We start from the raw sequence: 22873 nt of genomic DNA on the forward strand, positions 1-22873 counted from the left end.
GCGCGCCGACCTCTCGTGTCCACGGGGGGTCTTTTTTGTTGGCGGGGGCCGGTCGGCCACACCACAGCATCCACCTTCGGGAGTTCCGCCCATGAGGGACGACAGTTTCCACGTCTTCGACACCACGCTGCGCGACGGAGCCCAGCGCGAGGGGATCAACCTGCGGGTCTCCGACAAGCTGGCCATCGCGCAGTTGCTGGACGACTTCGGGGTGGCGTTCATCGAGGGAGGGTGGCCGGGGGCGAACCCCAAGGACACCGAGTTCTTCCAGCGGGCTTCACGAGAGCTCACGCTGAGGCACGCGCAGCTCACCGCGTTCGGCGCGACCCGCCGGGCCGGTGTGCGGGCCGCCGACGACCCCCAGGTGGCCGCCCTGCGCGACAGCGGCGCGCCGGTCGTCACCCTTGTCGCCAAGAGTGACGACCGGCACGTCGAGCGCGCCCTGCGCACCACCCTCGACGAGAACCTCGCCATGATCGCCGACACGGTGTCCCACCTGCGCGAACACGGCCAGCGCGTGTTCGTGGACTGCGAGCACTTCTTCGACGGCTACCACCACAACCCCGACCACGCCCTCGACGTGGTCCGCACCGCCGCCGGGGCGGGGGCCGACGTCGTCGTCCTCTGCGACACCAACGGCGGCATGCTCCCCGGCGACATCACCCGCGTCGTCACCGAGGTCCGTGAGGCCACCGGCGCACGCCTGGGCATCCACGCCCAGGACGACACCGGCTGCGCCGTCGCCAACACCCTCGCCGCCGTGGACGCCGGGGCCACCCACGTGCAGTGCACCGCCAACGGCTACGGGGAACGGGTCGGCAACGCCAACCTGTTCTCGGTGGTCGGCGCCCTCACCCTCAAGCGCGGCCTCGACGTGCTCCCCGACGGCTGCCTGCCGGAGATGACGCGCGTCGCGACCGCCGTCGCGGAGATCGTCAACCTCACCCCCGACACCCACCAGCCCTACGTGGGGGTGTCGGCGTTCGCCCACAAGGCGGGGCTGCACGCCTCGGCGATCAAGGTCGACCCCGACCTGTACCAGCACACCGACCCCGCCCTGGTCGGCAACACCATGCGGATGCTCGTCTCCGACATGGCCGGACGGGCCTCCATCGAGCTCAAGGCCCAGGAGCTGGGGCTGGACCTCTCCGGCGACCGGGCGCTGGCCGGCCGGGTCGTGGAGCGGGTCAAGGCCCTGGAGCTCTCCGGGTACAGCTTCGAGGCGGCCGACGCCTCCCTGGAGCTGCTGCTGCGCGAGGAGCTCGGTTCCCCGGTCCGCTACTTCGACACCGAGTCGTGGCGGGTCATCACCGAGCGCAGGCCGGCCACGGGCGCCGACTCCCTGTCCAACGGCTACGAGAGCCTCACCGAGGCCACGGTGAAGCTGCTCGTCAAGGGCGAGCGCGTGATCGCCACCGCCGAGGGCAACGGTCCGGTCAACGCCCTCGACCGGGCGCTGCGCAGCTCCATGGAGGGCGCCTACACCGCCCTGGCCGGACTGGAGCTGACGGACTACAAGGTCCGCATCCTGGAGGGCACCTCGGGTACCAACGCCGTCACCCGCATCCTCGTGTCCTTCAGCGACGGGGCGGGGGAGTGGACCACGGTGGGCGTCGGCCCCAACGTCGTCGACGCGTCCTGGGCGGCGCTCGAACAGGCCGTCACCTACGGACTCCTCCGGCAGGGCTATCCGCAGGTCTGACGGGACGGCCCGCGGCGGGCGCGCGGCGGCGGGTCAGTCGTCGGGGTCCTCGTCGGACCCGTCGGCGGGCCCGTTGTCCGGGTGGACCCAGCCGTTGGCCTCGCACCCCTGGAGGCCGAGGGTCTGCTGCTGCATCACGGGGGCGGGCTCGCCCTCGCCGGGGCAGTTGACGTGGCCGTGGCCCAGGGTGTGCCCCACCTCGTGGTTGATCAGGTAGATCCGGTAGGTCTCCAGGTCGTCGTCGAAGTGGGGGACGCTCCCCACCCAGCGGTTCTGGTTGATGATCGCCCGGTTGCCGTTGGCGCAGGAGACGTACCCGTTGGTGTTGAGCGGGGCGCACATGCGGTCGACGGTGTCCGGCGCGGCCAGCAGGACCCGGATGTCGGCGTCGTCGCCGTCCACCCGCTGGAGCGAGCGCTCCCCGTCGTCCCCCCAGCTGCGGGGGTCGCCCAGGATCTCCTCGACGGCGGCCACGAAGTCCTCGGCCTTGCCGGGGAGCCCGTCCTCGACCTCCACGGCGAAGGTCGTCAGGGGGCCGTCCCCCATGACGTCGCTCTCGCCCTCCATCACGGTCATCTCGCCGTCGGCGCTGTCGACCTCCTCCTCCACGGAGCGGAGGAGGACGGGCTCCTCCTCTTCCGCGTCCTCCGGGGAGGGGGAGGTCTCCTGGCCCTGCCCGGAGGCGCTGTCCACCTGCCCGGACTCCTCCGCCGAGGCCCTGGGGTCGCCGGAGTCGTCGGGAACGCCGTCGCCCACAGGGGCGGTGGCGGAGGTCTCCGAGGGGGAGTCGAGGTCGGACGGCGGCGCGGGCACGCTGATCATGAGCACGGCCGAGGCACCCGAGACCAGGCACAGGCCCAGTGCCAGTCCCATCGGGTACCGGCGTCGGCGGTGCCTGGCACGGGACCGGCCCGTGGGCGAAGCGGACGTGGGCACGACGAGCAACCTCTCGACAGTGGATATCGGACCCAGCATGCCAGAGTTCACCCGGAGTTCGGGCCAGGCGGGCATCCGGGGAACCCCGGTGTCCCGGAGCTCGGCCGTTGTGCGCACGGAGGCCTGCGGACCGTCGCACCCCGGGTTCCGGTCCTGGCCCGCCGGGGTTCCGGACCGAGTCCCGCCCGCACCCCGGCCCCGGCGCGCGGATACGCTTCAACCGCAAGAGAGACAACGGGGCTGCTGGGAGGCACCAGGTGCGCATCGCACGGTTCGCGGTCGGGGACGAGGTCGGTTTCGGGCTGATCGACACCGATTCCGACAGTGGGGAGGAGTTCGTCGCGCGGCTGAGCGGACACCCTCTCCTCGGCGACATCAAACTGACAGGTGAGAGGGCCAGGCTCTCCGACGTCCGGCTGCTCTCACCGGTCCTGCCCACCAAGGTGGTCTGCATCGGCAAGAACTACGCCGACCACGTCGCGGAGATGAAGGACGTCACGGGCGAGTCGACCGACGAGCCCGTCGTGTTCCTCAAGCCGTCCACCTCCGTGGCCGGTCCCAACGACCCGATCTTCCACCCCTCGGTCTCGGAGCGGGTCGACTTCGAGGGCGAGCTGGCCATCGTCATCTCGCGGCCCTGCCGGGAGGTGCCGCGCGAGCGCGCCAAGGACGTGATCTTCGGGTACACCGTCGCCAACGACGTCACCGCACGCGACCTCCAGAAGAAGGACAAGCAGTGGACGCGGGCCAAGGGCTTCGACTCCTTCTGCCCGATCGGGCCCTGGATCACCACCGGGCTGAGCATCGAGGAGGCCCAGGACCTGGCGCTCACCACCACCGTGGACGGGGAGGTCCGCCAGTCCGGGCGGACCTCGCAGTTCATCCACGACATCCCGGACATCATCGCCTATGTCACCTCCTTCATGACGCTCCTCCCCGGTGACGTGGTCCTCACCGGCACCCCGGCCGGGGTGGGGCCGGTGCGGATCGGCCAGGAGGTCTCGGTGACGGTGGAGGGGCTGGGCACCATCAGCAACCGGGTGGTGGCCCGCGACTGACCGGGCTCCGCGGCCGGGAGCCCGCGGAACACCGTCCCACCACGGGGCCGGCGGCGCGCCCCGCCGCCGGCCCACGGACCAGCGGAAGGCCCACACGTGACGACCCCCCGACACCCCCGCCCCCTCGTCCTCGCTGGCGCGCTCGCGGCCGTGCTCCTGGTCGCGGGGACCTTCTACTGGACCGCCGTGCGCGACGACGGCGGCGAGACCGTACGGGAAGCGGAGGGACCAGTGGACCACCCGCGCCGCATCATGCTGGCGGGCGACTCGATGACCCAGGGCGCCAACGGCGACCGGACCTGGCGCTACCACCTGTGGAACCACCTCGCCCCGCAGGTGGAGGGGCTCGACTTCGTCGGCCCCTACACCGATCCCGCCACCCGGGAGATGATCCTGCCCGTCCCCACGACCGGGGACGAGGCCGTGGAGAGCCCCGCGCAGGACCCGGCCGAGGGCTACGAGGAGGGCGGCGGGGACGGCGCCCCGGCGGACCGCCCGGGACAGGAGCCCTCCGGCCCCTCCCCCGGGGAGCCGCAGGGGCTGGAGGGGGTCGTCTGGCCCGGAGCCGACGGCGACCCGGACACCGTCGAGTACCGCGACCCCGACTTCGACCAGAACCACAACGCCCTGTGGGGGCGCACCCTGCGCGACGCCGCGGCCTCCATCGGGGAGGAGGTCCGGGTCCACCGGCCCGACGTCCTGTGCGTCATGCTCGGCGTGAACGACCTGCTGTGGCCCGTCACCATGGAGGAGATGGAGCACCGGCTGCGCGGCTACGTGGAGTCGGCCCGCGCGGGCAACCCGCACCTGCGCATCGTGATCGCCGAGGCCCTCCCCATCGCCCTGGCCGAGTCCGACGAGGGGTTCGCGCTGCGGGTCTACGCCTACAACGAGCTCGTCCGCGAGGTCGCCGCCGACCTGTCCACGGACACCTCGCCCGTGATCAGCCTCGACGTCGCGGGCAGGGAGTCCTGGGACGCGGCCGCCGACACCTACGACGGCACCCACCCCAACGCCGGCGGTGAGACCAAGATCGCCGCGGCGTTCGCGGACGCCCTGGCCCAGGGGTACGGGATCGGTTTCGGCTTCCCGAGGCCCCTGGCGGTCAGGCCCGCGCAGGAGTGAGGCCGTCCGGCCGCCGGCGGACCTCCCCCGGGCCCCCGCACACCACGGATACGCTGGGCTGCGTGACTGAGACTTCGCTTCGTACCCGCTTCGCCCCGTCCCCCACGGGCATGTTCCACGTCGGCGGCGCCCGATCCGCACTGTTCAACTGGGCGCTGGCCCAACAGCGCTCCGAGGGGCGCATGGTGCTGCGCATCGAGGACACCGACGCCGCCCGCAACCGTCCCGAGTGGACCGAGGGCATCGTCCGTGCGCTGGCCTGGCTCGGCATCGGCGAGGACGACCCGCACTTCGAGGGCCCCTACTTCCAGTCGGCCTACGCCGACAAGCACCGCGAGACCGCGCAGGAGCTGTACAAGAACGGCCGCGCCTACTACTGCGACTGCACCCGCGAGCAGGTGCAGGAGCGGCGCGACAACCCCAACCTGGGGTACGACGGCCACTGCCGTGAGCGCGGCCTGGAGCCGGGCCCCGGCCGCGCGCTGCGCTTCCGCGTGCCCGACGGCGGGCCCACCGTGGTGGAGGACCGGATCCGCGGCCGGGTGGAGTTCGAGCACTCCGCCATCGAGGACTTCGTGATCGCGCGTGCCGACGGCTCGCCGCTGTTCGTCCTGGCCAACGTCGTGGACGACGTGGAGATGGGCATCAACCAGGTCGTCCGCGGCGAGGAGCACCTGTCCAACACCCCCAAGCAGCAGCTGCTGTGGGAGGCGCTGGGCCTGACCCCGCCGGTGTGGGCGCACCTGCCCGTCATCGTCAACGAGCAGCGCAAGAAGCTGTCCAAGCGCCGTGACAAGGTGGCCCTGGAGTCCTACCAGGAGGAGGGCTACCTCGCCGAGGCGATGGTCAACTACCTCATGCTGCTGGGGTGGGCCCCCGGCGAGGACCGCGAGATCATGCCGTGGTCGGAGATGGTGCCCCTGTTCCGCATCGAGGACGTCAACAGCTCCAGCGCCTTCTTCGACGAGAAGAAGCTCCGCGCGTTCAACGGCGAGTACATCCGCGCGCTGAGCGCCGAGGAGTTCGCGGAGCGCTGCCGGCCGTGGCTGACCGGTGACGCCGCGCCGTGGGACCCGGCCGACTACGACCCCGAGGTCTTCGCCGCCGTCGCACCGCTCGCGCAGAGCCGCGTGGCGGTGCTCAGCGAGATCGTGCCCAACGTGGACTTCCTGTTCCTCCCCGAGCCCGTCGAGGACGAGAAGAGCTGGGCCAAGGCCATGAAGCCGGGCGTCGGCGCGGAGATGCTGGAGGCCGCCCTGTCCCGCTTCGCCGACCCGGGGCTGCCGTGGACCGCCGAGGACCTCAAGACCGCCACCGAGGAGACCGGCGCGACGCTCGGCCTGAAGCTGGGCAAGGCGCAGGCCCCGGTGCGCGTCGCGGTCACCGGGCGGACGGTCGGACTGCCGCTGTTCGAGTCGCTGGAGCTGCTCGGCCGCGAGCGCGTGCGGGCGCGGCTGGAGGCCGCGCTGGCCAAGCTGCGCGCCCAGGAGGCCTCCGCGTCCGAGTAGGCGCGGACCCCGGTCCGGGGTGGTCGGAGCCACAGGCCGGCCGCCCCGCATTCGGTTCGCGACCACTCCGAATGTCCGCTAGAGTTATCCACGTCGCCGAGGGGGACAGGGAAGCGGAAGCTACCGGGTCCTCCCAGAGCACTGGGGTATGGTGTAATCGGCAGCACGACTGATTCTGGTTCAGTTAGTCTAGGTTCGAGTCCTGGTACCCCAGCGCAGACTTGCGGTCTCCGTGAGTCTCACGGATCTCTGATCCGGTGCGCCCCCGTCGTCTAGTGGCCTAGGACGCCGCCCTCTCAAGGCGGTAACGGCGGTTCGAATCCGCTCGGGGGTACCAACAGGGAGAGACTCCCACGGTGTGGGAGTTTTTTTCTGGGTCGGTGCATGTCACCGATGTCCGGTTGGTGTGGGTATCGTGGTTTCGCGGTCCTACTCCGACCCGTCCGGCCCCCGTCGTCTAGTGGCCTAGGACGCCGCCCTCTCAAGGCGGTAACGGCGGTTCGAATCCGCTCGGGGGTACCAGTCAGGCTCCATCCGCAAGGATGGGGCCTTTCGTGCGTCCGGGGCCGCCCCCCTCGCCGTGGCCTCAGGGCCCGCCGCCTGTGCAGGACGCCGGTCGGATCCGTGGGGCACCACCGTTGTCGCGGCCTCCCGGAGCCGTCCGTCCCCGGCGCCGCGGACCTCCTGCCGAGGTCTGCCCCGAAACCACCGCCCGCCCGCGCTCCGGTCGTGCGGGGACCGGGGCCGGGGGCGCGGAAACCGTTCGCCGCCGCCGCGCGTGGCCCGGGTGTGCCCGCGCGGGCGGGCCGCCCCTGGAATACTGGGGCGGCGCAGTCTCCCCGACCGCCCAACCCCCTGTCGGAGCGTATGAAGAGCGACCTCTCCCCCCGGACGGCCGACCGGGCCGCACGCCCCTCCCCGCGGGGAGGCGGTGCGCCGTGACCGGCCGTGAGCTCGGTCCCGGGCGCCACCAGGACAAGGAGGTCCGGGAGGTCCTCAAGGAGCTGGGGGAGCGGGGGTGGGTGCTCAGGCGCGAGGGCCACTGGGGCCGCCTGTACTGCGACTGCGGCTGCACCCGCATCCAGGTTCCCGGGACGCCGAGGGACTCCGGCCGGGCCGCACGCCGGATCAGGCAGGAGGCCCGGCGCTGCCCCATGCCCCCGGACGACCCCCGGCGCGGTGCGAGCGGCCCCCGCGGGTGATCCCGGCGCGGGAGCCGGCGGGGCGGCCGGCCCCTCGGCGGAGCGGGCGGCCCCTCGGCGGAGCGGGCGGCGCGTCCCGGGGGCCGGCCGCGGACGGCGGGTGCGGGCCGCGGCGGCGGCCCCGTCCCGGGCATGGTGCGATCACGCCGCGGCAGGTACCCTGTTGTTGACGTTTGTCAACGCCGACGCGGGGCCGGCGCGCCCCGGTCCCCGGTGCGCGGGGCGGTGCGACGGAGGAGGGCGGGGCCGATGGCCGAGTACGAGTTCGTCTTCGTCGTCGACGGGATCACCCTGGACGACCACGACTCGGTCCACACCCTCACCGAGGACCTCGACGCGGTGGTCTCCTCCTCCCACGGGGTGACCCGGCTGACCGTGGCCGGGGCCGGGCCCGACGCCGTCACCGCGGCCAGGGCGCTCATGGAGCGCGTCCACGCCACGGCGCCCCGGGTGCGGCTGGTCCGTCTGGACCGGGAGCTCGTCGGTGTCTCCGACATCGCGGAACTCACCGGCCGGACCAGGCAGAACGTCACCCAGTGGACCCGCGGCCAGCGCCGGGACGGCGTCCCGTTCCCCGCGCCGGAGGCGACCGTCGGCCGCTCCTCCGTGTGGCTGTGGTCCGAGGTCAACGCGTGGCTCGGCGGGATCGGCCTGGACGACGGCGAACTGCGCCCCACCCGCGCGGAGGCCACCGAGATCGACTGGCTCCTCCAGACCACGCGCAAGGTCGAGCTGGCCCTCGTGCGCCACGTCGACAGCCCCGACGTGCGGCGCGTGTCCAAGCTGCTCGCCGCGCACGCCCGCACGACCCGCGAGTTCATCCACTACCTGGTCAAGAACCCCCGGGTGCGCGATCCCCGGGGGCGCTACACCATCCTGGTCTGCTCGCCCGGCGACGAGGCCGTGGACGTCTTCCGCCGGCTGGAGTCGTTCGACCACCCCGTCGTGCTCGCCACGGTCACCAACCGCATCCACGCCCTGGTCATGGTCGACGGCGAGGGCGGCGCGGCGAAGCCGACCGAGCTGGTGCGCGGGATGACCGTGCGCGACTGGCTGGGGATGATCGCCCTGTCCCCGGAGAGCGAGTTCACCGTGGCGGCCGAGGGGGCGTCCACGAAGACGGCCACGATCTCGGCCCGTTCGCCCATGGACCTCGTGGGCGCCTGACGGTCGGGGCGGGACCGGCCCGGGCGCGGACCGACGTGCCCGGTCTTCGGGCCGGTGCCGTGCCGGGGCCGCAGGCGGCCCCCAGGGGACCGCGGAGCGCCCGTGCGCACCGGCCCCGGACGCGGAACCGCGCCGCCCGGAGCACCGGGGGCGCGGTCGCCTGTTCGAGGCGGGTCGGCTCCGGCGGAGGGGCGGGCCCCGTCCTCCGGTCGACCCGGGGGAAGGGCCTGCGGACGGTGGGGCGCGTCAGTGGGCGACCTCGGTGTGCAGCGACTCGCTGATCTTCTCTGCGGCCGACAGCACGGCCTGGGAGTGGATGCGGCCGGGGGAGCGGGTCAGGCGCTCTATCGGGCCGGACACCGAGACGGCGGCGATCACGCGCCCGCCGGGGCCGGACACCGGGGCGGACACCGACGCCACGCCCTGCTCCCGCTCGGCGACGCTCTGGGCCCAGCGGCGGCGGCGCACCTGGGCGAGGCTGGCGGCGGTGAAGCGGGCGCCCACCAGCGACCGCCGTATGCGGTCGGAGTCCTCCCAGGCGAGGAGGACCTGGGCGGCCGAACCGGCGTTCATGGGGAGCTCGCTGCCCACGGGGACCGTGTCCCGCAGGCCGCTGCTCCGCTCGGAGGCCGCCACGCACACCCGCAGGTCGCCCTGGCGGCGGTAGAGCTGGGCGCTCTCGCCGGTCAGGTCGCGCAGCTGCACGAGGACGGGGGCCGCGACGGCCAGCAGGCGGTCCTCCCCGGTCGCTATGGAGAGTTCGCCGAGGCGGGGGCCGAGCACGAACCGGCCCTGGCTGTCCCGGGAGACCATGCGGTGCCGTTCGAGGGCGACGGCCAGCCTGTGCGCGGTCGGCCGTGCCAGTCCGGTGATCTGGACCAACTGGGCGAGGGAGGCCGGACCGGACTCCAGGGCGTCGAGGACGGACATGGTCTTGTCCAGGACACCGACGCCGCTGGATGAGCTAGAGTTGTCCATGGCTTGATATTGCCGTCTCGAAATATGGAATGCAAGTCGGCCCGCAGTCCGCGCAGGGCACACCGAGACGAGCCCGACACGTCTGACACGAGAGAGGCGACCGCCCATGGCACGCACGATGGCCGAGAAGGTCTGGGAGGAGCACGTCGTCCGACGTGCCGACGGCGAGCCGGACCTGCTCTACATCGACCTCCACCTGGTCCACGAGGTGACCAGCCCCCAGGCCTTCGAGGGGCTGCGTCTGGCCGGCCGCAAGGTCCGGCGCCCGGACCTGACCATCGCCACCGAGGACCACAACGTCCCCACGCAGGACCTCCTCGCCCCGATCGCCGACCCCGTCTCCCGCAAGCAGGTCGAGACGCTGCGCAAGAACTGCTCCGACTTCGGCGTGCGCCTGCACCCGATGGGCGACATCGAGCAGGGCGTCGTGCACGTGGTCGGCCCCCAGCTGGGCCTCACCCAGCCCGGGATGACCATCGTCTGCGGCGACAGCCACACCAGCACCCACGGCGCGTTCGGGGCCCTGGCCTTCGGCATCGGCACCAGCCAGGTCGAGCACGTGCTGGCCACCCAGACCCTGCCCATGGCGCCCTTCCGGACCATGGCGGTCACGGTCGACGGAACGCTGCGGCCGGGGGTGTCCGCCAAGGACATCATCCTCGCCGTCATCGCCAAGATCGGCACCGGCGGCGGCCAGGGCTACGTCATCGAGTACCGGGGCGAGGCCATCGAGGCCCTGTCCATGGAAGCCCGCATGACCGTGTGCAACATGTCCATCGAGGCGGGCGCCCGCGCCGGGATGATCGCCCCTGACCAGACCACGTTCGACTACATCGAGGGCCGCGCGCACGCCCCCCGGGGCGAGGACTTCGAAGCCGCCGTCGAGCACTGGAAGAGCCTGCGCACCGACGAGGGCGCCGTCTTCGACGCCGAGGTCGTCCTGGACGCCGACGAGCTCAGCCCGTTCGTCACCTGGGGCACCAACCCCGGCCAGGGCGTGCCCCTGCACGCCGAGGTCCCCGACCCCGCCTCCTACGAGGACCCCTCGGCCCGCGCCGCCGCGGAGAAGGCCCTGGCCTACATGGACCTCGCGCCGGGGACGCCGATGCGGGAGGTCCGGGTGGACACCGTCTTCCTGGGCTCGTGCACCAACGGCCGCATCGAGGACCTGCGCACCGCCGCCGAGATCATCCGGGGCCGCAGGGTCGCCGAGGGGGTGCGCATGCTCGTGGTCCCCGGGTCCATGCGGGTCAAGGAGCAGGCCAACGCGGAGGGGCTGGGCGAGGTCTTCGAGGCCGCCGGCGCCGAATGGCGCGAGGCGGGCTGCTCGATGTGCCTGGGCATGAACCCCGACCAGCTCAAGCCGGGCGAGCGCAGCGCCTCGACCTCGAACCGCAACTTCGAGGGCCGCCAGGGCCGCGGCGGGCGTACCCACCTGGTGTCGCCGCAGGTCGCCGCGGCGACCGCCGTGCGCGGCACCCTGTCCTCGCCCGCCGACCTGGCCGCCCTGTAGCCCCTGACCCGTTAGGAGAGACCTCCCCATGGAGAAGTTCGACGTCCACACCGGTCGGGCCGTGCCGCTGCGCTCCAGCAACGTCGACACCGACCAGATCATCCCGGCCGTCTACCTCAAGCGGGTCGCGCGGACCGGCTTCGAGGACGGCCTGTTCGCCGAGTGGCGCAAGTCCGACCCGGACTTCGTCCTCAACCGCCCCGAGTACGAGGGCGCGTCCGTGCTGGTGGCCGGCCCGGACTTCGGCACCGGCTCCTCCCGCGAGCACGCCGTCTGGGCGCTCCAGGACTACGGCTTCAAGACCGTGCTGTCCTCGCGCTTCGCGGACATCTTCCGCGGCAACTCGCTCAAGGGCGGGCTGCTGACCGTCCTGCTGCCCCAGGAGGTCATCGAGCGCATCTGGAAGGCCGTCGAGGCCGACCCGGCGACCGAGGTGACCGTCGACCTCGTCGAGCGCGAGGTGCGCTCCCCGGGCGCCGGGGTGCAGGAGCCGTTCGAGCTCGACGACTACACCCGCTGGCGGCTGATGGAGGGGCTGGACGACATCGCCCTGACGCTGCGCCACACCGACGAGGTCGGGGCCTTCGAGGCGACCCGGAAGCCGTGGCTCCCCGTGACCCTGTAGGGGCCGGATCGTGTTCTGGGCCGGGGATCGAGGCGTCGTGTGACGCAGCACACCCCCGGCCCAGAAATATTTTACCTTTACTTGGTGTGAGCGTTCGCTTACGTTCCCGCTGTCCTTAAGCTCGGCGTGTCTGCTGCCCGGAATCCGGTTATACGTAGGCATTTGAGAGCTACAGAAGGGGTCAAAAGGGACCGCAGTCCCGGGCTCCACCGGTCCAGACCGCACCCTCCGTGAGGCTCCCCCGCAGGTGGGGAAGGCGCCGACACGCCTTGCCCGTAGGCGTTTGTATTTGTGTAAGGGCCTCTGCTTCCCCTAATTTCGTGCGAGCAAGGGGGAACCGGAGGAACCTTATGAACAAGCGTGACCTGATCGACGCGATCTCCGATCGTCTCGGAGACAAGAAGACCGCGACCGAAGCGGTCAACGCTGTGCTTGAGACCATTCAGGCAACCGTGGCGTCGGGCGACAAGGTCGCCATCACGGGCTTCGGCGTTTTCGAGAAGTCCGAGCGCGCGGCTCGCACCGCGCGCAACCCGGCCACCGGGGCCACCATCAACGTCCCCGCGAGCTTCGTTCCGAAGTTCCGCGCCGGCGCTGACTTCAAGGCCCTCGTCAACGGGGACAAGAAGAAGTAGCCCACCGCCACACGGCGACGGGCCGAGTCCGCCCGGGTTCCCTTCGGGGAGCCCGGGCGGATCTCTGTTCCGGGTGCGGCGAAGGCGTACCGGGCTCCCGACGGCGGGAGGCACGCCCGGAGGGCGGTCACACGCGCCACAGGACGTTCTGTGCGTCTCAGAGGTCCCACGAGCGCGGGACGGGCCCTCCCGGAGCCCCCAGGGGCGTCAGGGCGCGCCCTGCGACCGCAGGCAGCTGCCCGCGACCGTCTCCCACAGCTCACGGGTCCGCGGACCCACCCCCAGGCCCACCGCGTCGCACAGGTCCTCCGGGGTGTCCACGTCCCGCCGGACCGACGCCACGTCCGGGAGCGCGATCTCGTGCGCGCCCCCGTCCCGGTGCCGCGCACGCGAGGCCCCCTCGAAGGCGGGGGTGAAGGGGTGCCCGGGCGCCGCCGCGAGCAGGGTCGTCCCCACACCCGGGGCGTCCGGCAGGAACGAGCGCCCGTGGCGGGCCGCCGCGGCGAGGACCCGGCCCAGCTCGTCCGGGCGCAGCGCGGGCAGGTCGGCCGACAGGGCGCACACCCCGGCCCCGGGCCGCCTGCGCCGTGCGGCCGCGGCCCCGTGGGCCAGGGCGGAGTTCAGCCCGGTGCCGGGCTCGCCGCCGACCACGACCGCGCCCAGGCCGGTCAGCTCGGCGCCGGCCCGGGGGTCCTCGGTCACCGCGAACACGGCCTCCACGCCGGGGCAGGCCAGGGCCGCCTCGACCGTGTCGCAGGCGATCGCCAGCGCCAGGTCCTCGCGGAGCCCCCCGGCGGCCAGGGCCAGTCGGGTCTTGGCGCGGCCGAGGTGCTTGACTGGGACGACGAGGGACCAGCGCACCCCGGGGCGCGGCGCCCCGCCCCGTACTCCAAAGCCGGTCACGCTTCCCCCGGGACGTCGAATCGGCCACGACAGTCACGAGGGTAGGCGCTCGGGGGAGGCGCGGCGCGGGCGCCCTGTGGCGTGTCGGAGCCTTGACCTGGCGGCCCTTCCCGGGCCGGTCCGGCGGGGGCACCTGGGAGGGTTCCGCCACGTCCTACACTGAACCGGTTGTGCTCCGCGGCCCGGACGGGCCGGGAGCGATGAAGTGAGGAGTCCCGTGGCCAAGCAACGAGAATCGCGGTGGGTGAAGGCGGTCGTCTCCCGGATCGTCAGGTTCGTGCTGTGGTTCATCACCAAGCCGACCTGGGAGGGCACCGAGAACGTCCCGGCCCGGGGCGGGGTGATCATCGCCGCGAACCACCTCTCGATGGCCGACCCGCTGACGGTCGCGCACTTCCTCTACATCGGGGCCCGCCGCTGGCCGACCTTCACGATGAAGGACGGGGTCATGAAGATCCCCGTGGTGCGCGCGGTGGCCAGGAGCACGGGGCAGATCCCGATCAAGCGCGGCAGCACCGACGCCGTGAAGGCGCTCCACGAGGCGGAGGTCGCCCTCACCCGCGACGGCTCCTCGGTGATCTTCTACCCGGAGGGCACCTGCACCCGCGACCCGGGCCTGTGGCCGATGACCGCCAAGACCGGGGTGGCGCGGCTGGCGCTGACCACGGGCGTGCCGGTCGTCCCGGTCGCGCACTGGGGCGAGCAGAACCTCCTGCCGTACGGGGCCAAGAAGCCCAGCCTGTTCCCGCGCAAGCGCATCGACTTCCGCGCCGGGCCGCCGGTGGACCTGTCCCGGTTCGAGGGCCGGCCGCTGACCGCGACGGTCCTCAAGGAGGCCACCGAGCTCATCATGGGCGACATCACCGCGCTCCAGGCGCAGATCCGCGGGGAGGAGCCGCCCGCGATCCCCTTCGACTTCAAGAGGGCGCGGGAGGAGGCCGCCGAGGCCAAGCGGGCCGAGCGGCTCACCGGCGGTGACGCCGACGGCGGAACGGGTGACGGCGCCGCGGGCGGCGGCGACAACGGGAAGAGCAGCGCGGGGACGTGACGGGGCAGATGGGTACCGACAACGTGAGGATCGCCGTTCTCGGCGCGGGCTCCTGGGGCACCGTGTTCGCGAACATCATCGCGGACGCCGCCGACCTGGCCCGGGAGCGGGACCCCGGCGCCAGGCCCGTCGAGGTCGTGCTGTGGGGGCGCAGGGCGTCCGTCGTGGACGCGGTCAACGAGACCTCCGAGAACCCGGACTACTTCCCGGGCATCGGCCTGAACCCCCGGCTGCGGGCCACCACCGACGCCGCCGGGGCGCTCGCCGGGGCCGACGTGGTCGTGCTGGCGGTCCCCTCGCAGACACTGCGCGCGAACCTCGTCGAGTGGCGGCCGCACCTGCGCGAGGACGCGGTGGTCGTCAGCCTCATGAAGGGCGTGGAGCTGGGGACCTGCCTGCGCGTCAGCCAGATCATCGCCCAGGTGCTGGAGTACCCGGAGGAGCGCATCGCGGTCGTGTCGGGCCCCAACCTGGCCCGGGAGATCGCGGAGCGCCAGCCCGCCACCGCCGTCGTCGCGTGCCCGCACGAGGAGACGGCCGTGCGGCTCCAGTCGCTGTTCAAGTCGGCGTACTTCCGTCCCTACACCAGCACCGACCTGGTCGGGGTGGAGATCGGCGGTGCGATGAAGAACGTGATCGGCCTCGCCGTGGGCGTGGCCGAGGGCATGGGGTTCGGGGACAACACCAAGGCGTCCCTGATCACCCGGGGCCTGGCCGAGACCACCCGCCTCGCGGTGGCCCTGGGCGCCGACGAGCACACGCTGTCCGGCCTCGCGGGCATGGGGGACCTCGTCGCGACATGCTCCTCGCCGCTGTCGCGGAACCGGACCTTCGGTGAGAAACTGGGCGCGGGTAAGACCCTCGAACAGGTCGTGGCGGAGACCAGGCAGACCGCCGAGGGGGTCAAGTCCTCCGAGTCCGTCCTCGAACTCGGGTGGGCCAACGGGGTGGACATGCCGATCACCGAGGCCGTCGTCAAGATGATGCACCACGACCTGAGCCCGGCCGAGGCGCTGGTGGCGTTCATGTCGCGCACCAGCAAGCCGGAACGCTACGGGGTCTGAGAGCGAGCACGATGTCACACACAGCAGGGTCCGGCGGCGGCGAGCACACCCGGGCGGTCTCCCTCCCCGGGGCGCCGGTTCCGCAGGAGCGCCCCATGCGCATGCCGGTCCACAGGGCGACCACCTACGCGTTCGACACCTCCCAGCAGTACGCGGACGTCCTCGCGGGGGCCTCCCCCGGCTACTCGTACGCCCGCATCGACAGCCCCACCGTCGACGCGTTCGCCGACGCGGTGGCCGCGCTGGAGGGCTCGGGCCTGGAGGAGGACGTGCGCGGACAGGCCTTCTCCTCGGGCATGGGGGCGCTCAGCACCGTGTTCCTGGCGCTGACCGAGGCCGGCGCGCACGTCGTGGCCTCCCGCTCCATCTACGGCAACACCCACTCGCTGCTGGACCGGCTCCTGCGCCGGTTCGGGGTGAGCACCGACTTCGTGGACATCACCGACCTCGACGCGGTGCGCGCCGCCGTCGGTCCGCGGACCCGCGTGGTGTTCACCGAGACGCTGTCCAACCCCACGATGACCGTGTCCGACCTGCCGGGCCTGGCGCGGATCGCCCGCGGGGCGGGGGCCGCGCTGGTGGTGGACTCCACGTTCGCGTCACCGGCGGTCTGCCGGCCCCTGGAGCACGGCGCCGACGTGGTGGTGCACTCCGCCACCAAGTACATCGGCGGCCACAGCGACACCACCGGCGGGGTGGCCGTGGCCTCGCCGGAGCTCATCGGGCGCATCCGCTCGGCGCGCATCGACCTGGGCCCCTGCCTCGCCCCCGACGAGGCGTACCTGCTCCACCGCGGCCTGGAGACGCTGCCGCTCCGGGTGCAGCGCCAGTGCGAGACCGCGGCGGCCTTCGCCGCGGCGCTGGAGGGCCACCCCCTCGTGGAGCGGGTCGACCACCCCTCCCTCGACTCGCACCCGCAGTCCGCGCTCGCGGACCAGCTGTTCGACGCGGGGCGACGCGGAGCGGTCGTGACCGTGCACCCGGTCGGCGGGCGGGAGGCGGGTACGGCCTTCGCCGACCGCCTGCGCGTGGCGACCATCGCGGCCTCGCTCGGGGGCACGCACACCCTGGCCGGACACGTCGCCTCCACCTCGCACCGCAGCATGAGCGGGGCCGAACTGGCGGCCGCGGGCATCTCCCCGGGCGCGGTGCGGTTCTCCATCGGCCTGGAGGACCCCCAGGACCTCATCGAGGACGCCCTCCGGGCCCTCGACGGGGGAAACTGACACATCACGGGTATCTCTCCCGGTTCCGGTTCCATCAGTTGGCGAGATAAGGTCAGGCAGCATGTCGTCCGAGCAGCGCAAGATTCGGGTCGCCGTCGTCTTCGGCGGGCGTAGTTCCGAACACGAGATCTCCTGCGTCACCGCGGGAAGCGTGTTGTCCGTCATCGACGGGGACCGCTACGAGGTCGTGCCCGTCGGCATCACCAGGACGGGCAACTGGGTGCTGACCTCGGGCGATCCCGAACGGCTGCGCATCGACGAGGCCACCCGGGCGCTCCCGACCGTCCCCGAGGACGGCGCGGACCTCGCCCTGCCCTTCGACGCGGCCGGCCAGCTGATGGTCGTCAACCCGGAGAAGGGCCCCGAACGGCTCGCCGAGGTGGACGTCGTCCTGCCGCTGCTGCACGGCCCCTTCGGTGAGGACGGCACCATCCAGGGGCTGTTCGAGATGATGGGGGTCCGCTACGCGGGCGCCGGGGTGTTCTCCAGCGCCGCCGCCATGGACAAGGTCTTCATGAAGGCCATGCTCCGCGGCAACGGCATCCCCACCAGCGACTTCGTCGCGATCTCCGACCGCCAGTGGCGCACGGAGCGCAAGCGGGTGCTGGACGACGTCGCCGAGCTGGGTGCCACCGTGTTCGTCAAGCCCGCCCGCGCGGGCAGCAGCGTCGGCATCACCAAGGTGCGCGACACCTCGGACGCCGACGCCGTGGTCGCCGCCGTCGAGGCCGCCCGGGAACACGACCCCAAGGTGCTGGTGGAGGCGCAGGTCGTCGGCCGCGAGATCGAGTGCGGCGTCCTGGAGGCCGAGGACGGCGGGACCCCCGACGTGTCCTTCCCGGCCGAGGTGCACGTCGCCGACGGGTTCGACTTCTACGACTTCGAGGCCAAGTACCTCTCGACGAGCAGCCTCACCATCCCGGCGCGGATCCCGGAGGAGGCCACGGCGAGACTGCGCGCGATGGCGGCGGACGTGTTCGAGGCGATGGGCTGCGAGGGCCTGGCCCGTGTGGACTTCTTCTACACCGAGGACGGCGAGATCCTCGTCAACGAGCTCAACACGATGCCCGGGTTCACCCCGGCCTCGGCGTTCCCCCAGATGTGGGCCGCCACCGGTGTGGACTACGCGGCGCTGATCGAGCGGATGATCGCCTCGGCGCTGCGCCGCGCCCCCGGCCTGAGGTAGCGGGCGGGGCGAAGGGGCGCGGAGCCCCCGGAGCGGGCACGCGCACGGGGGCGGTGACGCGTCCCGACACCGTCCACAGGCGGGTGACCGGTCGGTTGCCCGCCTGCGGCTCGCCCGGGAGACTGGGATCCGGGGGAGCCACCGCCTCCCGACGGCAGGCGCGGGTCCCCCGGATCCAGCCTAAGCGCGCACCGCGCCTCCGACCAGGCCCGATCCTCACCTGTGGACGACCGGGCCGACCTGCGACCGGCCGGGCTCAGCCCGGGTGCGGTCCCCGGGGCGGGTGCTGCGGGCCCCGGTCGCCCGGGTACGCCCGGGGCGGCCGGGTTCCCTCCGTACCGGGGGCTCCCCGGTGCGTGCTCCCGGCCGGGCCGCCGAGGGCCTGCCCGCCCGGCCCGGTCTGCCCACCCGGTCCGACCTGCCCGCCCCGCCCGTCCTGTCCGGACGCGAGCCCGGCAGGTCCGGAGGGCACCAAGTCGCGGGTGAGGATCGCGCCGGCCGCCGTGGCGGCGGGGAAGACCACGACCGCCACGAACGGGATCGCCAGCAGGAGGTAGGTCGGCACCGCGAAGCCCAGCACCCGCATCCGCCGCCTCGCCATGTGCTCCCTGCGGTCGCGGATGGTCGTCAGCCTCCGGCGGTCGAACGCGCTCGCCAGGAGCTCGATCGCCAGCAGCCACCCGCCCAGCAGGGCGGCCAGCACCGGGCCGACCACGGGCCCCACCAGAGGGACGAAGCCGACCACGAGGACGAGCACCGACACCAGCAGGGACACCGCGACGATCACCAGCGACTGGCGCACGGCACGCCACATCGACGCCATCAGCGACTCGTCGGGCTCCTCGGGCGCGTTGCCCAGCTCCTCCTCGACCAGCTCGGTGATCTTGTCGTAGATGGGCGACCCGAGCGTCAGGGTCACGGTCGTGAACGTCACCACCATCAGCAGGACCGTCCCGGCCAGGATGCCGACCGACACGGCTCCGCGGAGGAGCCCCTGCCAGAAGGGGTCCCAGCCGTCGCTGAAGGGCGTCGCCCAGGCCGCCAGGTCGACCAGGTTCACCACGAGGAGGACCAGCAGGCCCAGGAACACCAGGGAGGTGAGCAGGGCGGGCAGGGCCCCGAGCAGGAACAGGCGCGGTTTGCGCAGAAGCAGGACGAAGCCGCGTGCCAGGACGCCGACGCCGCCGAAGAACTCACGTACAGGATTGGCCACGGGGGAACACTAGAGGAACCCGGCCCGGGTGTCAGATCCGGGCCGGGACCTCCGCGCGGACGGGCCCCGCGCGGAGGTCCCGGCGGGGTCAGCCCGAGCCGACGTCGCGGTACCAGCCCTCCGCGCGCGCGAGCTCCTCGTGCGTCCCGTGCTGGACGACCCTCCCGTCGCGCACCACGTAGATCCGGTCCACCCGGTCCAGACCCGTCATGTCGTGCGTGATCAGCAGGGTGGAGAACCCCTCGGCGGCGGCGAGCAGGTCGTCCACCACCGCGTCGCGGGTGTCCGGGTCCAGGTGGGCCGTCGGTTCGTCCAGCACGAGCACGCGGGGCGCCGCCAGCACGGCGCGGGCCAGGGCCAGCCGCTGCACCATCCCGCCGCTCAACCCCAGGCCGTGCGTGCCCACCTGTGTGTCCAGCCCCTTCGGGGTCGCCGCGACGTCGTCGGCCAGCCGCGCCCGCCGCAGCGCCTCCCACAACTCGCCGTCGTCCGCCTCCGGCCGGGCCAGCCGCAGGTTCTCCCGCAGGGTCGAGGCGAACACGTGCGGGTCCTGCGGGACCCCGGACACCATCCCGCGCACCTCGTCCGCCGGGTACGTCGTGATGTCCTCGCCGCCGAGCTCCACCCGGCCGCCGTCGGGGTCGCGGAACCGCAGCAGCACCGACGCCAGGGTGCTCTTGCCGGCCCCGCTCGGACCGATCACCGCGACCGTCCACCCGGCGGGGATCTCCAGGTCCACCCCGTCCAGGGCCCACGGCTCGTCCGGCCCGTAGCGCACCCGCAGGTCACGTACCCGCACCGTCGGGTCGCCGCCGGGGTCGAGGCCCGCGCGGGTGGGCGGGGCGGTGGCGGGCGGGGTGTCCAGCACCCCGAACAGGCGGGCTCCGCTCGCGCGGATCGCCCCCAGCTTCGCGGCGACGGCGGGCAGGGGGGCGACGATCTCGAACGCCGCCAGGGTCGTCAGTACCAGGACCGCCAGTGACACGGCGCTCAGCGAGCCGCCCTCCACCGCGGCCACCCCGAGGAACAGGGCTCCCCACACGGTCAGCCCGGTGATCAGCGCGGACGCCCCGGCGCCGAGGCCGAGGACCGCCGCGTCCCGCTGCGCCAGGCGTGTCAGCTCGGCGTCGGCGGCGTCGACCCGCTCCACCTGCCGGTCCATCGCGCCGTAGGCGACCAGGTCGGGCGCCCCGTGCAGGGTGTCCACGAGCGCGGTGGACAGCTCGCCGCGCGCCTTGCCCTGCCGCCGGCCCGGCTCCCGGCCCAGCGCGGCGGCGGCGAGCGGGACCGCGAGCCCGGCCAGCAGCAGGCCGCCGGCCAGGAGGAGTCCGCCCGGCACGTACACCGCCGTCAGGAAGAGGACGGTCGCGCCGCCGGTCACCAGGGAGATCAGCGGGGGCGTCAGCCCGCGCACCAGGAGGTCCAGGGTGGCCTCGGTGTCGTTGACCAGACGGGAGACCAGGTCGCCGGAGCGGAAGCGTCCGAACGGCTCGGTCGCGGCCAGCCGCTCGTAGACCCGCACCCGCACCTCGGCCAGCGTCCGGAACGCCGCGTCGTGGGTGACCAGCCGCTCCAGGTAGCGCGCGACGCCGCGGCCCACGCCCAGCGCACGGGTGGCGACCACGGAGAAGCCCAGCGCGGTGATGCCGGGATGGTTCGCCGCGGTGGCGAGCATCCACGCGGCGACCCCCAGCAGAGCCACCCCGGCGCCGGTGGCCGCGGCGCCCAGCAGGACCCCGAGGGCGAACCTCGCGCCGCGGGGCCGGGCCAGGGCGGCCATCCGCCACAGCGGGTCGCGCCGGCGCCCGCCCCCGGGGAGCGGCGGGGCGTCCCCGCCGGGGCCGGTCCGCGCATCCGTCCCGGGAGCCCCCGCGGCTCCGGCGTTGTCGGCGTCGTCGCGGTTCATCGCGGCACGCTCCCTTCCCGGGTCGGCAGTGGCAGCGTCACGGTCCGCAGGGTGTCGCCGGGGAAGCCGCGCGCCCAACCGGTGTCGTGGGCGACGATGACGGCGGTCCGCCCCTCCAGGAGCCTGGCGACGGCGGTGCGCACCGCCGCCGCGTTCTCCGGGTCCAGGTGGGCGGTGGGTTCGTCCAGCAGCACGAGCGGGGCGTCGCGGCACATCGCCCGGGCCAGCGCGATCCGCTGCCGCTGCCCCGCCGACAGCCGTGCGCCGCGCTCGCCGAGCCTGGTGTCGTAGCCGTCGGGCAGGGCGCGGACGAAGGCGTCGGCCTCGGCGAGCCGGGCCGCCTCCCGCACCCGCTCCGGGGAGGCTCCGGGGGCGCCGAGCCGGATGTTGTCGGCCACGGACACGTCGAAGAGGTAGGGGTGCTGGGGCACCCACGCGACGCCGAGCCTCCAGTCGTCGGCCGGGATCCCGTCCAGGGACTCCCACCCGCCGCCGGGCGCGCGCACGCTGATCCGCCCCGCCGTGGGCTCGGTCAACCGCAGCACCAGTGACAGGAGGGTGGTCTTCCCCGAGCCGCTGGGCCCGGTGAGCAGCACGTGCTCCCCGGCCGCGACCTCCAGGTCCAACCCGGACAGCGCGGGCACGTCCCTGCCCGGGTAGCCCATCCCCACGCCCTCGAAGCGGATGTCGCCGCCCGCCGCGGCCGCGGCCCGGCCGGTCGCCGGGGGAGCCGAGCCCTCCTCCGTCCCCCCGCCGCGCCTGCGGTCCAGTTCGGCGAACACCTGCTCGGCGGCGGCCACGCCTTCCATGCTCGCGTGGAACCGGGCGCCGACCTCCCTCAGCGGCAGGTACGCCTCGGGTGCGAGGATCAGCACCAGGAGGGCGGTCTGGTAGTCCATGTGGCCGCCGAGCAGGCGCAGGCCGACCTCGACGGCGACCAGCGCCACCGCCAGGGTCGACAGGAGCTCCAGAGCGAACGCCGACAGGAACGCGACCCGCAGCGTTCCCATCGTCGCCCGGCGGTGGTCCTCGCCGACCCGGCGGATGATCGCCGCCTGCGCCTTGGCGCGGCGGAACACCGCCAGGGTCGGAAGCCCCTCCACCACGTCGAGGAAGTGGCCGCCCAGGCGGCTCAGGAGCCGCCACTGCCGGTCGGTGCGCGCCTGCGTGTGCATCCCGATCAGCGCCATGAAGACCGGGATCAGCGGAAGGGTCACCAGGACGACGATCCCGGAGATCCAGTCGGCCCGGAACACGACGGCCAGGACGGCGAACGGCACGATCGCCGCCAGGACGAGCTGGGGGAGGTAGCGGGCGAAGTAGTCGTCCAGGGCGTCCAGGCCCCTGGTCGCCAGGGTCACCAGTTCGCCCGCCTTCGGCGACCCCTGGCCGTCCTCGGCGCCGGGGCCGGCGGTCCACACCCGGCCGGACCCCGTCACGTGCGCCACCAGGCGGCGGCGCAGCTGCGACTTCGTGCGCGCGGCGCTGTACAGGGCGGAGGTCTCGGCCAGGTAGGACAGCAGCGCCCGGGCCAGGGCGATGGCGGCGACGCCGCCGATCGCCCAGCCCAGCGAGTCCAGGCCCTCGCCCTGCCAGGCGCCAGTGACGGCGCGGGCGAGCAGCCATGCCTGGGCCAGGATCAGGCCCGTGATGAGCACTCCGCTGACCACGGAGACCGCCAGGTGCACCCGGACCGCGCTCGCGGTGCGGACCAGGCGCGGATCAAGGGGTTTCATGCGTGCGGTCCTCGTCGTCTCGGCCGGGTCCCGCGGGTACCCGGGGTGTGCGGTTCTCACACGGTGGCGCGGTGCGGGCTCCGGGCCAGTATCCACCGGGGCGTCCCGGCCCGGCGGGGAGCCCCGCGCCGGGCCGGGAGCA

At 73.4% G+C, this 22873-nt stretch carries 19 protein-coding genes and 3 tRNA genes; 16 read left to right on the plus strand and 6 right to left on the minus strand.

Annotated elements, in window-relative coordinates:
• Nucleotides 1–91: 91 nt before the first annotated feature.
• Complete coding sequence (gene cimA, locus ACFQBR_RS09850) at nucleotides 92–1702, plus strand: citramalate synthase (protein WP_267946488.1); 1611 nt, start codon at nucleotides 92–94, stop codon at nucleotides 1700–1702.
• 33 nt (nucleotides 1703–1735) lie between these two features.
• Here the strand turns inward: cimA and ACFQBR_RS09855 are convergent, their stop codons facing one another.
• A complete protein-coding gene (locus tag ACFQBR_RS09855) occupies nucleotides 1736–2575 on the minus strand; it encodes a DUF3152 domain-containing protein (protein WP_344176488.1) in 840 nt (279 codons plus the stop codon).
• 320 nt (nucleotides 2576–2895) lie between these two features.
• Between ACFQBR_RS09855 and ACFQBR_RS09860 the strand changes: the two genes are divergently transcribed.
• The 8 genes from ACFQBR_RS09860 (at nucleotide 2896) to ACFQBR_RS09895 (ending at nucleotide 8698) form a co-directional block, all read left to right on the plus strand.
• Nucleotides 2896–3696, plus strand: a complete 801-nt coding sequence (locus tag ACFQBR_RS09860; protein ID WP_267946487.1) for a fumarylacetoacetate hydrolase family protein — start codon at nucleotides 2896–2898, stop codon at nucleotides 3694–3696.
• 96 nt (nucleotides 3697–3792) lie between these two features.
• Nucleotides 3793–4821: a GDSL-type esterase/lipase family protein gene (locus ACFQBR_RS09865; RefSeq protein WP_344176485.1), complete on the plus strand. Its 1029-nt coding sequence runs from the start codon at nucleotides 3793–3795 to the stop codon at nucleotides 4819–4821.
• 62 nt (nucleotides 4822–4883) lie between these two features.
• A complete protein-coding gene (gene gltX / locus ACFQBR_RS09870; RefSeq protein WP_344176483.1) occupies nucleotides 4884–6329 on the plus strand; it encodes a glutamate--tRNA ligase in 1446 nt (481 codons plus the stop codon).
• Between the two features lie 142 nt (nucleotides 6330–6471).
• Nucleotides 6472–6543: transfer RNA gene (locus tag ACFQBR_RS09875), tRNA-Gln, on the plus strand.
• A 47-nt stretch (nucleotides 6544–6590) separates the two neighbouring features.
• Nucleotides 6591–6666, plus strand: a tRNA-Glu gene (locus ACFQBR_RS09880).
• A gap of 109 nt (nucleotides 6667–6775) precedes the next feature.
• Nucleotides 6776–6851, plus strand: a tRNA-Glu gene (locus ACFQBR_RS09885).
• A 416-nt stretch (nucleotides 6852–7267) separates the two neighbouring features.
• Complete coding sequence (locus tag ACFQBR_RS09890; RefSeq protein ID WP_267946484.1) at nucleotides 7268–7531, plus strand: hypothetical protein; 264 nt, start codon at nucleotides 7268–7270, stop codon at nucleotides 7529–7531.
• A 249-nt stretch (nucleotides 7532–7780) separates the two neighbouring features.
• Nucleotides 7781–8698 (plus strand): helix-turn-helix transcriptional regulator, encoded by a 918-nt coding sequence (locus ACFQBR_RS09895; protein WP_267946483.1) that lies wholly within the window; start codon nucleotides 7781–7783, stop codon nucleotides 8696–8698.
• A gap of 246 nt (nucleotides 8699–8944) precedes the next feature.
• Here the strand turns inward: ACFQBR_RS09895 and ACFQBR_RS09900 are convergent, their stop codons facing one another.
• Complete coding sequence (locus ACFQBR_RS09900; RefSeq protein WP_276567193.1) at nucleotides 8945–9628, minus strand: IclR family transcriptional regulator; 684 nt, start codon at nucleotides 9626–9628, stop codon at nucleotides 8945–8947.
• A 154-nt stretch (nucleotides 9629–9782) separates the two neighbouring features.
• Here ACFQBR_RS09900 and leuC point away from each other — a divergent pair, with 154 nt between their 5' ends.
• From leuC to ACFQBR_RS09915, 3 genes are all read left to right on the plus strand, one after another.
• On the plus strand, nucleotides 9783–11189 hold the full coding sequence (leuC, locus tag ACFQBR_RS09905) for a 3-isopropylmalate dehydratase large subunit (RefSeq protein WP_267946481.1): 1407 nt from the start codon (nucleotides 9783–9785) through the stop codon (nucleotides 11187–11189).
• Between the two features lie 28 nt (nucleotides 11190–11217).
• Entirely contained in the window at nucleotides 11218–11814 is a 597-nt protein-coding gene (leuD, locus tag ACFQBR_RS09910; protein WP_267946480.1) for a 3-isopropylmalate dehydratase small subunit, read from the plus strand.
• Nucleotides 11815–12164: 350 nt separating this feature from the next.
• Nucleotides 12165–12449: an HU family DNA-binding protein gene (locus ACFQBR_RS09915; protein ID WP_267946479.1), complete on the plus strand. Its 285-nt coding sequence runs from the start codon at nucleotides 12165–12167 to the stop codon at nucleotides 12447–12449.
• Between the two features lie 207 nt (nucleotides 12450–12656).
• Here ACFQBR_RS09915 and cofC read toward each other — a convergent pair whose 3' ends face one another.
• Nucleotides 12657–13352: a 2-phospho-L-lactate guanylyltransferase gene (gene cofC / locus ACFQBR_RS09920; protein ID WP_352984086.1), complete on the minus strand. Its 696-nt coding sequence runs from the start codon at nucleotides 13350–13352 to the stop codon at nucleotides 12657–12659.
• Nucleotides 13353–13569: 217 nt separating this feature from the next.
• Here cofC and ACFQBR_RS09925 point away from each other — a divergent pair, with 217 nt between their 5' ends.
• The 4 genes from ACFQBR_RS09925 to ACFQBR_RS09940 all read left to right on the plus strand — a co-directional run bounded on the left by ACFQBR_RS09925 (nucleotide 13570) and on the right by ACFQBR_RS09940 (nucleotide 17876).
• Complete coding sequence (locus ACFQBR_RS09925; RefSeq protein ID WP_267946477.1) at nucleotides 13570–14400, plus strand: lysophospholipid acyltransferase family protein; 831 nt, start codon at nucleotides 13570–13572, stop codon at nucleotides 14398–14400.
• An 8-nt stretch (nucleotides 14401–14408) separates the two neighbouring features.
• The gene (locus ACFQBR_RS09930) at nucleotides 14409–15464 is read left to right on the plus strand and encodes an NAD(P)H-dependent glycerol-3-phosphate dehydrogenase (RefSeq protein WP_344176514.1); all 1056 of its coding nucleotides are present in this window, start codon (nucleotides 14409–14411) and stop codon (nucleotides 15462–15464) included.
• An 11-nt stretch (nucleotides 15465–15475) separates the two neighbouring features.
• Nucleotides 15476–16690 (plus strand): trans-sulfuration enzyme family protein, encoded by a 1215-nt coding sequence (locus ACFQBR_RS09935; protein WP_267946475.1) that lies wholly within the window; start codon nucleotides 15476–15478, stop codon nucleotides 16688–16690.
• 61 nt (nucleotides 16691–16751) lie between these two features.
• Nucleotides 16752–17876 carry a D-alanine--D-alanine ligase family protein gene (locus tag ACFQBR_RS09940; RefSeq protein ID WP_267946474.1) on the plus strand — a complete coding sequence of 375 codons (1125 nt, stop codon included), beginning with the start codon at nucleotides 16752–16754 and terminating at the stop codon, nucleotides 17874–17876.
• A 256-nt stretch (nucleotides 17877–18132) separates the two neighbouring features.
• Here ACFQBR_RS09940 and ACFQBR_RS09945 read toward each other — a convergent pair whose 3' ends face one another.
• From ACFQBR_RS09945 to cydD, 3 genes are all read right to left on the minus strand, one after another.
• The gene (locus tag ACFQBR_RS09945; RefSeq protein WP_344176478.1) at nucleotides 18133–19089 is read right to left on the minus strand and encodes an EI24 domain-containing protein; all 957 of its coding nucleotides are present in this window, start codon (nucleotides 19087–19089) and stop codon (nucleotides 18133–18135) included.
• An 88-nt stretch (nucleotides 19090–19177) separates the two neighbouring features.
• Nucleotides 19178–20869 (minus strand): thiol reductant ABC exporter subunit CydC, encoded by a 1692-nt coding sequence (gene cydC, locus ACFQBR_RS09950; RefSeq protein ID WP_355012576.1) that lies wholly within the window; start codon nucleotides 20867–20869, stop codon nucleotides 19178–19180.
• A gap of 122 nt (nucleotides 20870–20991) precedes the next feature.
• On the minus strand, nucleotides 20992–22731 hold the full coding sequence (gene cydD, locus ACFQBR_RS09955; RefSeq protein ID WP_344176476.1) for a thiol reductant ABC exporter subunit CydD: 1740 nt from the start codon (nucleotides 22729–22731) through the stop codon (nucleotides 20992–20994).
• Nucleotides 22732–22873: the final 142 nt, after the last annotated feature.

Origin of the sequence: Nocardiopsis tropica (assembly GCF_042660575.1) — a bacterium.
GTDB lineage: Bacteria > Actinomycetota > Actinomycetes > Streptosporangiales > Streptosporangiaceae > Nocardiopsis > Nocardiopsis tropica.